Origin of the sequence: Thiomicrorhabdus sp. (genome assembly GCF_041583835.1) — a bacterium.
GTDB lineage: Bacteria > Pseudomonadota > Gammaproteobacteria > Thiomicrospirales > Thiomicrospiraceae > Thiomicrorhabdus.
Window position 1 is genome coordinate 130,090 of the sequence record NZ_JBFHFC010000001.1, and the last position, 13,363, is coordinate 143,452.

The window sequence follows — 13,363 nt, forward strand, 5'->3', positions numbered from 1 at the left end:
AAATATGGTGTTATGAGTGGTCTTATACTTGGTTTAACGTTAAACGCAAGTGCAGGATACGCGTTCACTGTCGATAAGATCGAAGTAGAAGGTTCACAACGAATTGGTTTTGAAACCATTAACAGTTATCTTCCGGTCGTCATCGGCCAAGATGTCGATGAACGCTTGATTCAACAAAGTATACAGCAGCTATATAAAACCGGCTTTTTTAAAGATGTATCTTTATACCAGCGCGAGCCGGGTATTCTAGTCATTAAAGTCGTTGAGAGACCATCGGTTGCGGAAATTGAAATTGAAGGTAACTCATTGATTGAAACCGATGATTTCATGGAGTCTCTAGGTTCGTTGGGGATCAAAAAGGGTCGTATATTCAATCAGGTGCAGTTAGATCGTGTTGTTCTTGATTTGAAACGCCAGTATCAGAACCAAGGCTATTATGCGGCCGAAGTAAAGATCGTCACACAGGAACTGCCACGTAACCGAGTCAGCTTGAAAATTGAAGTCGAAGAAGGTGAGCCTGCAACAATCGGCGGCATTCATTTGGTCGGCAACAACACCTACGCTGACGATCGTCTAAAATCGTTGTTACTTTTATCAGAGAGCGCCGTTTTCGGCAGTGCCGATAAATATTCAAAGCAGAAGCTGCAAGCGGATATCGAGACCTTGAAGTCTTACTATATGGATAGAGGTTTCGCCGAATTTCAAATCCGCTCATCGCAAGTCAGTCTTTCAACCGATAAAACCAAAGTGTTCATTACGATTAACATGACAGAAGGTCCACAGTACACGGTCAGTAACGTCAGTTATACCGGGGATACTAAGTTAAGCGCCGAAGAATTGGCAAAATTGCAAAAAACAAAAGTAGGCGATTTATTCTCTCGTAGCGATGTTATCAGCAGTCTGAATGCTATTCGTGATCGTTTAAGTGAAGAAGGCTATGCCTACGCCGAGGTTAAACCTGAAACGGATTTGAACAAGGAAGCCAAAACCGTCGATATCAAGTTTGACGTCAACCCGAAAAATCGTGTTTATGTGCGTCGAATTAATATCGAAGGGAATACTCGTACCAGAGATTACGTTATTCGCCGTGAAATGCGTCAACTAGAAAGTGCACCATACTCGTTAGCACAAGTAAGAAGATCGACGACGCGTTTAAATCGCTTAGGTTATTTTACCAAGGTAAATATTGATACCAAACAGGTCTCGGCAGATCAGGTGGATTTGGTAATCAAAGTCGAAGAACAATCTACCGGGTCGTTTACTGCCGGTGTCGGTTTCTCTCAGGTAGACGGTGCCAGTTTTAATATAGGTGTTTCCGAACGTAACTTTATCGGAAGTGGTAATCAGCTAGACTTTAAAATAAGTACGTCCAGCGCTCGTAAAACAGCAGATATCGGAATGACCAATCCGTACTTCACACCTGATGGCGTCAGTTTTGGTGGTGGATTTTATTTAAGTGAAATTGATGCCCAACAACTGGGTGTTTCCGACTATACAACCAATAACTTCGGTGTTCGTTTTTCATTAGGCTATCCATTAAGTGAATACAGCCGAATCAATTACGGCTTGAAATTGAACGACCAGACGTTAGTTTGTGCCGATGGATTTAATATCTGTACCGACTATATTGCGGAACAGGGCGATAACAGTACGTCGGCCATTTTAAGCATGGGATGGACTTACGACACCAAAAACTCTTACTACTTCCCAAGTAAAGGACAATCCTTCAGTGTTTCAGGACAAGTAGTCGCTCCAATTTCATCCGACGTCTCTTTTTACAAATTATTTATGGATGAAAAGTGGTATTATCCTCTATCGGAAAACTTCACAATGAAGCTTAAGCTAGGCCTTGCATACGGCGATGGTTTAGGTAATTACAAAAGTTTGCCGTTTTATGAGAATTTTTATGCTGGGGGTATTGGCTCGGTTAGAGGATATGAACCTAACTCGCTAGGGGCGCACTATGATAGCGTGATTGATGGAAGCAGCCGACCTATTGGCGGAACTTCTCGTGTCGTTTCCACTTTTGCCCTAGTTATGCCTATGCCGTTCATTGACGACTCAAGTAATATGCGCATTAGTATGTTTTACGATGCCGGTAACGTCTTTGCGGACGTAAATGATATAGAAGTTGGTGAATTGCGAACCTCGGCAGGGATCGGTGTTTCATGGATTACTCCGGTAGGACCTCTGGCATTCAGTTTCGCACAACCGCTCAACTATACTAAGGATGATAAATTACAATCCTTCCAATTTAATTTGGGCATTCCGTTGTAAGCCGCCACTAAATTACAATAAGAAGAATTACACATGAAGCAGGATGGATACATGTTAAAACTTTCAAAGTTCTTTTTAATCACTTCATTGATGACGATGTCGCTATTTGCGCAGGCTGAAACGTCTGCAAAATTAGGCGTAGTTAATGTAGCGCTACTGCTTGAACAAGCACCTCAGGCGAAAGAGGCGAGTGCCAACCTGGAAAAGGAATTCGCACCACAGCAAGCTGAATTGAAATCCTTAGCCAGTAAACTTGAAAAGAAACAAAATGAGTATCAAAAAAATAAAGCCGTTATGAGCGAGAGCCAAAAAATGGCTAAAGAGCGTGAAGTGGGCATGATGACACGTGAAATTCAACGCCGTCGTAATGATATTCAGGAATTACTAAATTTGCGTCGCAATGAAGAATTAGCCAAGCTTCAAACTCTGGTTAACGATGCGATTAAAACCATCGGAGAACAGCAAGGATTTGATCTGATTCTTTACGAAGGTATCGCATACACAAACAATCGCTTAGATGTGACTCAGGACGTTCTAAAACATCTCCAGGACGTCAGTAAGAAACAACGCGCCGATTTTAACAAGTAGATCTGCGAGAAAGGTAAGAAATGCAGCTAAAGGCTATTGTTGATTACTTAAAAGAAGCCGGGATCGCTGTTGAGGTACGAGGTACTGACACGGTAGAAATAAACCAGGTTGCAAGTCTTGTAAACGCTACCAAGGGTAATATCTCTTTCTTATCCGACAAGAAGCGTTTGCATGAACTTAAGTCCACTCAGGCTTCGGTTGTTATTTCGCATGCCTCCCATGCCGAATACTGCCAACAAACCTGTTTAATCGTCGATAACCCATATTATGTTTACGCTAAAGTTGCGCAGTTTTTAAACCCGGAGCCTGAATTCAAGCCTGGAATACACGACTCGGCAATCGTTTCATCGACGGCCTCTTTAGGTAAAAACGTTAGCATACATGCTAATGTCGTGATTGAAGACGGCGTTAAAATCGGTGATGACACCGTCATTATGGCCGGAAGTTATTTAGGTAAAGATGTAACGATTGGAATGCATTGTCGCATAGCGCCTAATGTCGTTATTATGCATGCCTGTAAAATCGGCAACTACACAGCCATAGAATCCGGAGCGGTCATTGGTGGTGACGGTTTTGGGTGGGCTAACTACCGTGGACAGTGGGTTAAAATACCTCAGATCGGAAAAGTCGTAATCGGCGATCACGTTTCAATCGGAAATAATACGACGGTCGATCGCGGTGCGATTGAAGATACTGTTATTGCTGATAACAGCATCATCGATAACCTTGTCCAGATCGGGCACAATGTACAGTTGGGTGAGGGCACAGCTATTGCGGGGCAAGCTGGTTTCGCAGGGAGCACAATCATCGGAAAACATTGCACAATAGCTGGACAAGCTGGTTTCGCAGGACATATTAGTATTGCCGACGGGACCCATATAATGGCAAAGGCCGGTGTTACCCATAGCTTAAACGAACCGGGGGTTTATGCCGGCTTTCCGGCGATTGCGGCAGGTGAGTGGCAAAAAAATAGTGTAAGAGCCCGACAACTCGATAAAATAGCAAAAAAAATCAAATCATTGGAAGATGAGTTGAAATTGCTTAAAGAAAATTCACCGAATTAACGTCTGACAAATTTTGTATTGATAATTGATAACTTTGGAAATAATGAAAACATGATGGAAGTTAAAGAAATTTTTGAATATTTACCGCACCGTTACCCGTTCCTTTTGGTCGATCGAGTAACCGACTTCGTTTCCGGCGAATCATTAAAAGCGTATAAAAACGTGACGTTTAATGAACCGCAATTTACCGGCCACTTTCCAAACAACCCGATCATGCCAGGCGTAATGATCATTGAAGCGATGGCACAATGTACCGGTATTTTAGCGTTTAGAAGCCAAGGCGTTAAACCGGATGGCACCTCAATGTATTATCTGGCCGCTGTCGACAATTGCCGTTTTAGACAACCGGCCGTTCCAGGGGATCGTTTAGACTTTGAAGTTAAAACCCTTGGAAATAAACGTGGTATTTGGAAATTCGAATGTATCACTAAAGTAGACGGTAAGGTTATCGCTTCCGCAGATCTATTGTGTGCTGAAAGAAAGGTTTAAACATTGATCCATTCGACTGCAATTATTGGCCCTGATGCAAATATTGCCGATAACGTTAAAATTGGTCCTTATTGCGTAATTGAAGGCGACGTTACCATCGGCGAAGGAACCGTTCTGGAATCGCATGTTGTCATCCAAGGACCGACTGTAATAGGAAAAAACAATCATTTTTTCCCATTCGGCAATATCGGTGCAGCGCCTCAGGATAAGAAGTATGCCGGAGAAGCCACCACCCTTGTCATCGGTGACGGAAATACATTTCGTGAAAATGTTACGATCAACCGTGGGACGATACAGGATCGCGGTGAAACCCTTATCGGAGATGATAACTGGGTGATGGCCGGCGTCCATATCGCTCATGACTGTGTGGTCGGAAATCATTGTATTTTTGCGAATGCGACCGCTTTAGCCGGACATGTCACCGTTAATGACTGGGCAATTTTAGGTGGTTATACTTTGATACATCAATTTTGCCAGATTGGAGCGCATAGTTTTTGCGGCATGGGAAGTGTCGTTAACCAAGATGTGCCTAACTTCGTCATTGTCTCCGGTAACCTTGCTAAGCCAAGAGGCATTAACCAAGAAGGCTTAAAACGCAGAGGCTTTAGTTCGGAGCAGACAAATCTGATCAAAAAGGCGTATCGTTCTTTATATCGCACCGGCAATAAATTATCGATCGCGATAGAAGAGTTGAAATCATACAACGACGATTCCGGCACATTGGATTCCTTAATTCATTTCCTACAAACCTCTAATCGTGGCATTGTCAGATAATTCAACAATCCTTCCGGATATAGACTCCACCGATCAACCACTCGTTATCGCAATGGTAGCGGGTGAGGCATCCGGTGACACGCTCGGGGCAGACCTGATTGCCAGTTTTAAAAAACGATACCCCAATGCACGTTTTGTAGGCATTGGCGGCCCTAAAATGATCGCCCAAGGTTTCGACAGTTGGTTCCCGATTGAAAAGCTTTCGGTAATGGGTTTTTTTGAAGTTCTCAAACACCTATTTTCTTTGCTCAAAATCCGTAAGGAACTGATTACAAAATTACTTGATCTCAAACCAGATGTATTTATTGGAATTGATGCGCCCGATTTCAACTTTAAAGTCGAATCGACACTAAAACAGAAGGGTATAACAGCCGTTCATTATGTAGGACCTTCCGTCTGGGCGTGGCGAGAAAAGCGTTTAGAAAAGATTAAACGAAGTGTCGACGGTGTTTTGGTTCTTTTTCCTTTCGAGCCGGAATATTACCACCGCTACGAAATTCCTGTCCAATTTGTCGGGCATCCACTGGCACACCGTTATCCTTTAACTCCGGATCAACCTTCAGCCAGAGCGGAACTGGGCTTAGAGTTAAATGCTCAAGTTACAGCCATCCTGCCGGGTTCCCGCATGGCGGAAATTGAGCGCATGGCGGATGTGTACATTCAAGCGGCTTTAAAACTCTCTGAAATATATCCTGAAATGCAGTTTATCGTTCCGTGCATTCACGACCGAGCAAAGCAACGTATTCGGCAATCTATCGATCAATATGCACCTCATTTGAAAATAAAGCTTATCGATCAAAATGCCAATAAAGTCCTTGAAGCTTGTGATCAAGTCATCGTTACTTCCGGAACGGCAACCCTTGAAAGCGCTCTCATGAAACGCCCTATGGTTTTAGCGATTAAGCTGCATCCGATTTCGTACTGGATCATGAAAAGACTGGCTACTACACAATGGATCGGCCTTCCAAACGTGCTTGCCGGTAAAACGATAGTGAAAGAATTGATTCAGGATGAAGCGACCCCCGAAAAAATTGCATTACATCTCGGCCGTCTGGTAGTTGACCAACCTTTGAGAAATAAACAGATCGAAGCATTTGAGTTACAGCACCGTCAACTTAAACAAAACGCTTCGGAAATAGCTCTCGAAGCCATTGTAAATTGGGCTAAATTACCTTGAGCATGCAACAACAATCCCTTTTTGACGAAGGCGATATAACCCGTTCTTTATCGTCAGGTTATAGAGTAGGGGTTGATGAAGTTGGCCGTGGGCCACTGATCGGTGAAGTTGTTGCTGCCGCCGTCATCCTTCCTCCGGATTGTCGCCTGGCTTTAATGGATTCAAAAAAATTATCCGAATCGAAACGCGATCAACTAGCCGTGGAAATCAAACAACAGGCTTTGGCTTATGCCATTTGCAGCGCTTCGCCGGAAGAGATTGACGAATTAAACATTTTGCACGCTACGATGCTGGCCATGCGTAGAGCCGTAAATGAAGTTGCCGATCAAGTTAATGATATCGGAATCGTTCTGGTAGACGGAAATCGCTGCCCCGGTGTGCCATATCCGTGTGAAGCGATTGTTAAGGGAGATGCAAAAGTCGCGGAAATTAGTGCGGCTTCGATTTTAGCCAAAGTGTATCGAGATCAACAGATGATGGAGTTGGACAAACTGTTTCCTGAATATGGTTTCGCACAACACAAAGGTTACCCTACGGCCAGTCATCTGGCCGCCATTGAAAAATTCGGTTTGATCGGCGGATACCGAAAATCGTTCAAACCAATTAAAAATTACTGTGAAAGCGATTAAAATCACCTTATTTAAATTACGAAAACACCAATATAAATTACTTACCGTCTTTTCGGCATAAATTCCTATTTACTAATTTAAAAAACCCCTTTATTCTAGGCGTATATTAAATTTTAGCTTTGCGTAAAACAATGACCATTTAAGGGTACAAAGATGAGCACGACATTAGAACAGGTTGAAAAAACGGCCCAATTAAGTAAAAACAATCAATTGAGCCTGATGATTTTTCAGGTGCAATTTCCACGCAGTGAAGTTCCGCCGCCATATTATGGTCTAAATGTATTCAAAGTTCGTGAAGTGCTGGAAGCTCGTGCTTATGAGATTTCTCCAATTCCGGATGCAAATCCTTTAGTAGAGGGGATGATAGAACTACGAGGGGTGTATTTACCGGTCATCGACCTACCGAAATGGATGGGGTTTGATATGACGGATGAGGAACGCGAAAAATCGATTATTATCGTCGCGGACTTCAGTCATATCTTTGTCGGCCTGCGCGTCTCGCATATTCATGGTGTAGAAGAGAAGAATTGGACGGATATCCATCCTGCTGGAAATTACAAAGTTGATGTTAATACCAATCAGATCATTAACCATACCTATTTAGACAACAGTGAAACCCTCTGTTTTATTTTAGATATCGAGAAATTGCTTATCGAAGCCATGCCGACAATGGCCGAGAAGATTTTCGCTTCTGCAAAAGACATCAAAAATTCTGAGAAACAGGTTCAATTCAGCCCACAAGTGTATGAAAAAACTGTCCTTTTTGCGGAAGATAGTCAGGCGATTCAAAAATACATGGGAATGGTTTTCGACAACCTTAAGCTCAAGCATAAAAGTTTTGATAATGGCCGATTGTTGCTCGACTATATAGGCAGTTTGGAATCACTGGATAACATATCCATGGTGTTTACCGATTTAGAAATGCCGGTAGCATCCGGACACACGGTCATTAAAGAGTTAAAACTGAACCCTAAAACGCGTCATCTCCCCATCATTGTTCATACCTCAATGACCAGTGACAATAACCAGCGTGAAGTTTTGGAAATGGGTGCGGACTACTTTATTGGAAAGGTAGATACCGATCTGATTGTTGAAACAATCACTATGGTTGATAAAAAGCTGTTTCAAGCTTAACGACTCAAACAAAAGCCTGCTTGTCAGGCTTTTTTATAGGCAATAAAAAAGGCGCATGATCAGTGCGCCTTTTCTTACCCGATTAAAGCCGTGCTTAACGCTGACGTGCTTTGAATTTAGGGTTAGTTTTGTTGATTACGTACACTTTTCCGCGACGTTTTACAACTTGGCAATCTTTATGACGCGTTTTTGCTGATTTTAATGATGATAAAATTTTCATTTTTACAATTCCATAATTATGGTCGAATATTCAAAGTCAAAAAATGACTTTAGCTCAAATTTGAAGTTGCGGATTCTAACGCTTCTTCGTCAATTTGTCTAGTATATTCAGCCAAAACCCCTAAATTTTAGCCCTTTTTTTACGCAAATAAGAAAAACGGCATTGCTATTCATTCATTACGGCAGAATTTTAGCTTATTTAAGAACTAAGACGGCAGGAATAATCTTTCTTTTTCCTTTGTTCACCAATTATTGAGTGGATAGAACTCAAACATTCAAGTATCGATTCAGTATAATCTTCTTTTTATCATATTAATTTTAGGCCGCGCCGTCGTAATGGTTGAAAAAACAAAATCAAAACAAACCATGAGCATTGAGCAAGTAATGGGAGAAAACGGAAGCCTTTCCGAATTGGTCGAAGGTTACACTCCTCGACAATCCCAGCTTGATATGGCGCATGAAGTGGCTGATTTAATCGAAAACGAATCTACGTTATTGGCCGAAGCAGGAACGGGAACAGGTAAAACATTTGCTTACTTGGTTCCGGCACTGCTTTCGGGCAAGAAAATCATCATCTCCACCGCAACCAAAACCCTGCAAGAACAGTTAATCCAAAAAGACCTTCCAACGCTCCTTAAAGCCTGTCAGGTTAAAGGTAAAGCACGGCTTCTAAAAGGGCGCGATAATTATCTGTGCCCGCAACGTCTGGAAATCACAGAAACGACCGAACAACACAGCAAAGAAGATTGGAAAAAACTCTCCTTAATTCGTGACTGGTCCGAAAAAACCAAAATGGGAGACCGTGCCGAGCTGGACAGTATTTCTGAAAATGATTCCATCTGGCGAAAAGTCACGGCAAGACTGGAATTTTGTCAGGCGGCTGAATGCCTGTCCGAATCCGGCTGTTTTTATCCAAAAGTCAAAGAATTAGCCACAGAAGCTCAAATTCTTGTCGTTAACCATCACCTTTTCTGTGCCGACCTGGCTTTACGCGAACAAGGTTTTGGCGAATTATTACCGGACTCGGATGTTTATATCTTCGATGAAGCGCATCAGTTGCCTGATATAGCGGCTCAGTTCCTTGGCTTTTCGATTACGCGCGGTCAGCTTGAAGAGCTTGTACGCGATATTCGACACGCCCAAAAGTTGGAGTCTCCGGACAGTCAGGAAATTTCGGATTTAGCGGTTAAGTTTGAAGACCAGATTAAACTCTTTAACGAATCACTCGGTAAATGGGAAAAACGCTGGACATGGAAACAGCTTGAGCAAGAGGCTGGTTTTCAGGCCATGCTTAAGGCGTTGAAAAACCAACTTGGTTTCTTAGCCGATAGCTTGAAAGTGGTTGCCGAACGAGGGAAGCAGCTGACGGCTGTTTATAAGCGCACTAAAGATTTTGAAACCCAGCTGGCAGAATGGAGCAATCCGAATGCAGAAAACAAAATACGCTGGATTGAATCGTCGCAGGCACGCTTTAAACTCAACCTAACCCCTCTGAGTGTCGCAGCAGCTTTCAGTCGACAACGGGAGCAGATCGGCGGTGCGTGGCTATTTACTTCCGCCACGTTAAGCGTTCGTAATCAATTTGACTATTTTGCCAATCGTCTAGGGCTTATGGATGCAAAAACCGTTCAATGGCCAAGCCCGTTCGACTATAAAACTCAAGGTGTGATTTATCATCCGATCGGCTTACCCGATCCGAGAGATCCAAATTATATAAAAATCTGTCTTCGCGCCGCGTGGCCTTTATTAAAAGTCAGCGAAGGGCGGGCCTTTATGTTATTTACCAGCCATCGTGCCATGCAAGAAGCCTACAGTATCCTCAAGCAACACTGGCAGGGTAAATTATTGGTTCAAGGCGAACTCCCCAAACTGACGTTGCTTAACCAATTCAAATCGCTGGACAACGTGATACTCTTAGGTACCAGTAGTTTCTGGGAGGGCGTCGACGTTAAAGGCGAAGCGTTGAAACTGGTTATCATCGACCGTATTCCGTTCGCTCCGCCGGACGATCCCATCGTTCAAGCAAGAGAGGCTTATTTGAAAGAAAAAGGACTGAATGGTTTTGTACACTTTCAATTGCCCGAAGCCGTTATTGCCATGAAACAAGGAGCGGGGCGGTTAATTCGTGACGTTCAGGACACTGGGGTACTGATGCTGTGTGATCCACGTTTAAGCAGTAAGGGCTACGGAGCGGTTATTCGAGATAGCTTACCGGATTTTCCCTGGGTCTACGAACCACAGGTCGCCATCGACAAGCTAGCCGCTCAATGATTAACCGGAAACTATAAACACCAATAACAATTTTGGCATTTACCTTAGAACTATTGAATTAATACTTTCGCTTAACGCGCTTTTAGGAAACCACGCTTTATGAATACGATTTTAGCCATAGAAACTTCAACCGCAGCTTGTTCGGTCGCCTTACTTCATAATGGAGAAATCACAGAGGTTTTTGAAATGCTTCCCCAAAAACATGCGCAACGCGTACTCGAAATGGTCGACGAAGTGCTGCAACAAACCGGGCTTTCTCACGAAAACATCAATTATTTGGCTTTCGGAGAAGGTCCGGGGGCATTTACCGGGGTTCGTATTGCCGCAGGCGTTGTTCAAGGTTTGGCACTGGGTTGGAACAAGCCGGTTATCGGTATTTCATCTTTGGAAGCCATGTGTTATTCCGATGTCATCTCAAAATCGCATGAAGACCCGTCAAAACCGGTTTACTGGATTGCGCTTATGGATGCTAGAATGCAGGAAATCTATCTGCAAACCGGCGTATACAAAACCGACACCGCAAATTGGGAAGCCGGTGCGCCATGTATGCTATCGGAAACGGCGACAATCGAAAGAATAAAAGCCTTGCCGGAATTAAATCAATGTCATGCATACGGCGATATACTAGACGCTTATCCTAATGTAACCGGACTATTTAAAGAGTGGAACGAAAGTCTTCCGCGTGCGGGATCGATTGCTCATTTAGCGAATTTAAAACCGGAGATGGCTAAACCCATTACAGAAGAAGTACCTTTACCGGTCTATCTTAGAAATGATGTGGCAGAAACCATTGAACAACGCCGTGCTAAAGCGAATGATTAACCGCATTTGCTTATTTAATAAGCAGGTGAAGAGAAGTTTAAGAGTTTATTGGATTTTTTTGATTTGACCATTGCTTACACACAATTTTATCCACAGTTATTGTGAATAAACTCACCCTAATACCATAGGAACAGGAGTGCAAAATGCATAATTATCAAACCATTCTCGTTGCGGTCGATTTTTCAAAACACAGCGATTTCGCTTTAGCACGGGCGATGCAGTTGGCGGAAATTTACAACGCATCCATCCATGTCATTCACGTCGTAGAAATTCCGACCTATCCGGTTTTGGAGGATGTGGCAGTCACCGGACTTCCCGGTGTGTGGGACGTAGAATTAACCGAAAAAATCATGGATAATGCAAACCACAAATTGAAGCATTTAATGGAGCAGTCCGGACTTTCGCTGAAACACGCCAAGGTCATTAACGGAATTGCCAGTGATACGATTGTCTCAACGGCTGAAGAATTAGACGCAGATTTAATCGTCATGGGTAAATACGGTTTATCCGGCTGGAAACGGCTGCTAGGCTCGACAACCGATAGTGTACTCCATAGAGCGCATTGCGATGTATTGTCGGTCAAGTTGGACGAGTAAGCGTATTTCCCAATCTACAAGGAGCAACCATGCTGGGTTACCTATATAAAAAATCAAGCCAATTTCATTTGGCGGTGCTTACCGTATTTTGTTTACTGTCCGCCAACAATGTCTATGCCGGACATTTTTCGGTGGGTGAAACCGTGTTTGTCGCTTTCCCCCAACCCAATATCAAAGACGATGCATTCATTGTCGGCAAGGTAACCAAAGAGCTTAAAAACGGCGACTATCAACTTGCGGTTTTGGATTATGTAGAAGGGCACGACTATGGTTCTTCTTGTGTTCCGATCAGCAAAGAAACAGACCAAGGATTAGGCTCCGGCTGGGAAGTCTGGAAAGATACGACCAAATTGGATACCAAGCAATTGGAGTATGCCGTCTCTCAAAAAAACATAATGAAACTGGATGTTGGTAAACACTATTTTATCGAACGTAACAACCTGTATATCGTGTTCGGTCGTTGGAAATCAGACGCTCCGATGTTGACGATTGAAAGACTGAAACGGGCAGAACGCGAAGCAAAAACTGCCGGTCTTGAGGATATGGTCCCGGCTTTTGAACTCAGCATGCTTCAAAGACAAAGTTTTTATGGTGAATACGGCAGACCGTTAATGCCCTTTGAAACCATTGCTCCATTGAATCAAGCGCTCGAAGCAATTTTGAAATTATTTAAAGAAGACAACCAACTTGCAAAATTATGGCGTGCAAAACAAAGGGATTGGAAAGCAATTGAAAAGTCGACCCGTTATTACTTTTTGATCGAAGCGATTGATAAAATCGTCAGTGATTCAAAAGATCAACTTTACGAAGACGGAGTCGAAGAGGCTGATCCGGATACCTTAAAAGCCATGAAGCAAAACTTATCTCAATTACAACGGGATAAATAAGAAATAGCGTATTACTGTTAGAATTAAAAGAATCCTGCTTTTTTAACCGGCGCGCGTTAAAAAGGACGGAAAAAAAAAGGGGCTGTTATTAACAGCCCCGTTAAGCTTCATCAGAATGATTCAAGCCTATTGTTTTTCATAATGATAATATTCTTGATTCAGATAATCTGCGATTTCTTCTACTTCTTCATCCCAAAATCCGGTATTTAAATTAGCGTTACAAAAAGTAACTGCTTTGACCAATTTGGGATAGCTGGTTGTTTTGGATGGATTAAACGGTTTAGCTTCATGGCATTTCATGCACTGAGCTTTATCAAGTAATATTTTACCGGGATGCGGCTCGGCTGATGCAGATCCGGAAAAAAAGACAAGACTGCTGGTGAGCGTCAATGCAAGATGTGTGTTTTGGTTTTTCATTTTAAGCCCCCTTTAATGA

14 protein-coding genes are annotated in these 13,363 nt (G+C 42.9%); 12 read left to right on the forward strand and 2 right to left on the reverse strand.

Going from position 1 to position 13,363, the window contains the following annotated elements:
* Nucleotides 1-12: 12 nt before the first annotated feature.
* From bamA to ABY044_RS00645, 8 genes are all read left to right on the forward strand, one after another.
* Complete coding sequence (bamA, locus tag ABY044_RS00610; RefSeq protein ID WP_373017082.1) at nt 13-2,277, forward strand: outer membrane protein assembly factor BamA; 2,265 nt, start codon at nt 13-15, stop codon at nt 2,275-2,277.
* 51 nt (nt 2,278-2,328) lie between these two features.
* Nucleotides 2,329-2,865, forward strand: coding sequence for an OmpH family outer membrane protein (locus tag ABY044_RS00615; protein WP_373017084.1), 537 nt, complete (start codon nt 2,329-2,331; stop codon nt 2,863-2,865).
* Nucleotides 2,866-2,885: 20 nt separating this feature from the next.
* Nucleotides 2,886-3,929, forward strand: a complete 1,044-nt coding sequence (gene lpxD, locus ABY044_RS00620; RefSeq protein ID WP_373017086.1) for a UDP-3-O-(3-hydroxymyristoyl)glucosamine N-acyltransferase — start codon at nt 2,886-2,888, stop codon at nt 3,927-3,929.
* A 51-nt stretch (nt 3,930-3,980) separates the two neighbouring features.
* The gene (fabZ, locus tag ABY044_RS00625; RefSeq protein ID WP_373017088.1) at nt 3,981-4,418 is read left to right on the forward strand and encodes a 3-hydroxyacyl-ACP dehydratase FabZ; all 438 of its coding nucleotides are present in this window, start codon (nt 3,981-3,983) and stop codon (nt 4,416-4,418) included.
* A gap of 3 nt (nt 4,419-4,421) precedes the next feature.
* Nucleotides 4,422-5,192: an acyl-ACP--UDP-N-acetylglucosamine O-acyltransferase gene (lpxA, locus tag ABY044_RS00630; protein ID WP_373017090.1), complete on the forward strand. Its 771-nt coding sequence runs from the start codon at nt 4,422-4,424 to the stop codon at nt 5,190-5,192.
* Nucleotides 5,176-6,369 carry a lipid-A-disaccharide synthase gene (lpxB, locus tag ABY044_RS00635; protein ID WP_373017092.1) on the forward strand — a complete coding sequence of 398 codons (1,194 nt, stop codon included), beginning with the start codon at nt 5,176-5,178 and terminating at the stop codon, nt 6,367-6,369. The genes lpxA and lpxB overlap by 17 nt, the downstream gene beginning before the upstream one ends.
* A gap of 2 nt (nt 6,370-6,371) precedes the next feature.
* On the forward strand, nt 6,372-6,998 hold the full coding sequence (rnhB, locus tag ABY044_RS00640; RefSeq protein ID WP_373017094.1) for a ribonuclease HII: 627 nt from the start codon (nt 6,372-6,374) through the stop codon (nt 6,996-6,998).
* Between the two features lie 153 nt (nt 6,999-7,151).
* A complete protein-coding gene (locus ABY044_RS00645) occupies nt 7,152-8,132 on the forward strand; it encodes a chemotaxis protein CheW (protein WP_373017096.1) in 981 nt (326 codons plus the stop codon).
* A 94-nt stretch (nt 8,133-8,226) separates the two neighbouring features.
* Here the strand turns inward: ABY044_RS00645 and ykgO are convergent, their stop codons facing one another.
* Entirely contained in the window at nt 8,227-8,352 is a 126-nt protein-coding gene (gene ykgO / locus ABY044_RS00650; RefSeq protein WP_084205718.1) for a type B 50S ribosomal protein L36, read from the reverse strand.
* A 335-nt stretch (nt 8,353-8,687) separates the two neighbouring features.
* On the opposite strand from ykgO, the gene ABY044_RS00655 reads away from it, so the two are divergent.
* The 4 genes from ABY044_RS00655 (at nt 8,688) to ABY044_RS00670 (ending at nt 12,927) form a co-directional block, all read left to right on the forward strand.
* The gene (locus ABY044_RS00655) at nt 8,688-10,622 is read left to right on the forward strand and encodes an ATP-dependent DNA helicase (RefSeq protein WP_373017098.1); all 1,935 of its coding nucleotides are present in this window, start codon (nt 8,688-8,690) and stop codon (nt 10,620-10,622) included.
* Nucleotides 10,623-10,721: 99 nt separating this feature from the next.
* On the forward strand, nt 10,722-11,444 hold the full coding sequence (gene tsaB / locus ABY044_RS00660) for a tRNA (adenosine(37)-N6)-threonylcarbamoyltransferase complex dimerization subunit type 1 TsaB (RefSeq protein ID WP_373017100.1): 723 nt from the start codon (nt 10,722-10,724) through the stop codon (nt 11,442-11,444).
* A 143-nt stretch (nt 11,445-11,587) separates the two neighbouring features.
* Entirely contained in the window at nt 11,588-12,040 is a 453-nt protein-coding gene (locus ABY044_RS00665) for a universal stress protein (protein WP_373017102.1), read from the forward strand.
* Nucleotides 12,041-12,069: 29 nt separating this feature from the next.
* Complete coding sequence (locus ABY044_RS00670) at nt 12,070-12,927, forward strand: hypothetical protein (protein WP_373017104.1); 858 nt, start codon at nt 12,070-12,072, stop codon at nt 12,925-12,927.
* A 126-nt stretch (nt 12,928-13,053) separates the two neighbouring features.
* On the opposite strand, the gene ABY044_RS00675 is transcribed toward ABY044_RS00670, so the two are convergent.
* Nucleotides 13,054-13,344, reverse strand: a complete 291-nt coding sequence (locus tag ABY044_RS00675; protein ID WP_373017106.1) for a hypothetical protein — start codon at nt 13,342-13,344, stop codon at nt 13,054-13,056.
* Nucleotides 13,345-13,363 lie beyond the last annotated feature (19 nt).

What these genes read in the sequence shown, in the direction of transcription:
- bamA (WP_373017082.1), top strand. Translation starts at nt 13, where the DNA reads ATGAGTGGTCTTATACTTGGTTTAACGTTAAACGCAAGTGCAGGATAC.
- ABY044_RS00615 (WP_373017084.1), top strand. Translation starts at nt 2,329, where the DNA reads ATGTTAAAACTTTCAAAGTTCTTTTTAATCACTTCATTGATGACGATG.
- lpxD (WP_373017086.1), top strand. Translation starts at nt 2,886, where the DNA reads ATGCAGCTAAAGGCTATTGTTGATTACTTAAAAGAAGCCGGGATCGCT.
- fabZ (WP_373017088.1), top strand. Translation starts at nt 3,981, where the DNA reads ATGATGGAAGTTAAAGAAATTTTTGAATATTTACCGCACCGTTACCCG.
- rnhB (WP_373017094.1), top strand. Translation starts at nt 6,372, where the DNA reads ATGCAACAACAATCCCTTTTTGACGAAGGCGATATAACCCGTTCTTTA.
- ABY044_RS00645 (WP_373017096.1), top strand. Translation starts at nt 7,152, where the DNA reads ATGAGCACGACATTAGAACAGGTTGAAAAAACGGCCCAATTAAGTAAA.
- ykgO (WP_084205718.1), bottom strand. Translation starts at nt 8,352, where the DNA reads ATGAAAATTTTATCATCATTAAAATCAGCAAAAACGCGTCATAAAGAT.
- ABY044_RS00655 (WP_373017098.1), top strand. Translation starts at nt 8,688, where the DNA reads ATGGTTGAAAAAACAAAATCAAAACAAACCATGAGCATTGAGCAAGTA.
- tsaB (WP_373017100.1), top strand. Translation starts at nt 10,722, where the DNA reads ATGAATACGATTTTAGCCATAGAAACTTCAACCGCAGCTTGTTCGGTC.
- ABY044_RS00665 (WP_373017102.1), top strand. Translation starts at nt 11,588, where the DNA reads ATGCATAATTATCAAACCATTCTCGTTGCGGTCGATTTTTCAAAACAC.
- ABY044_RS00670 (WP_373017104.1), top strand. Translation starts at nt 12,070, where the DNA reads ATGCTGGGTTACCTATATAAAAAATCAAGCCAATTTCATTTGGCGGTG.
- ABY044_RS00675 (WP_373017106.1), bottom strand. Translation starts at nt 13,344, where the DNA reads ATGAAAAACCAAAACACACATCTTGCATTGACGCTCACCAGCAGTCTT.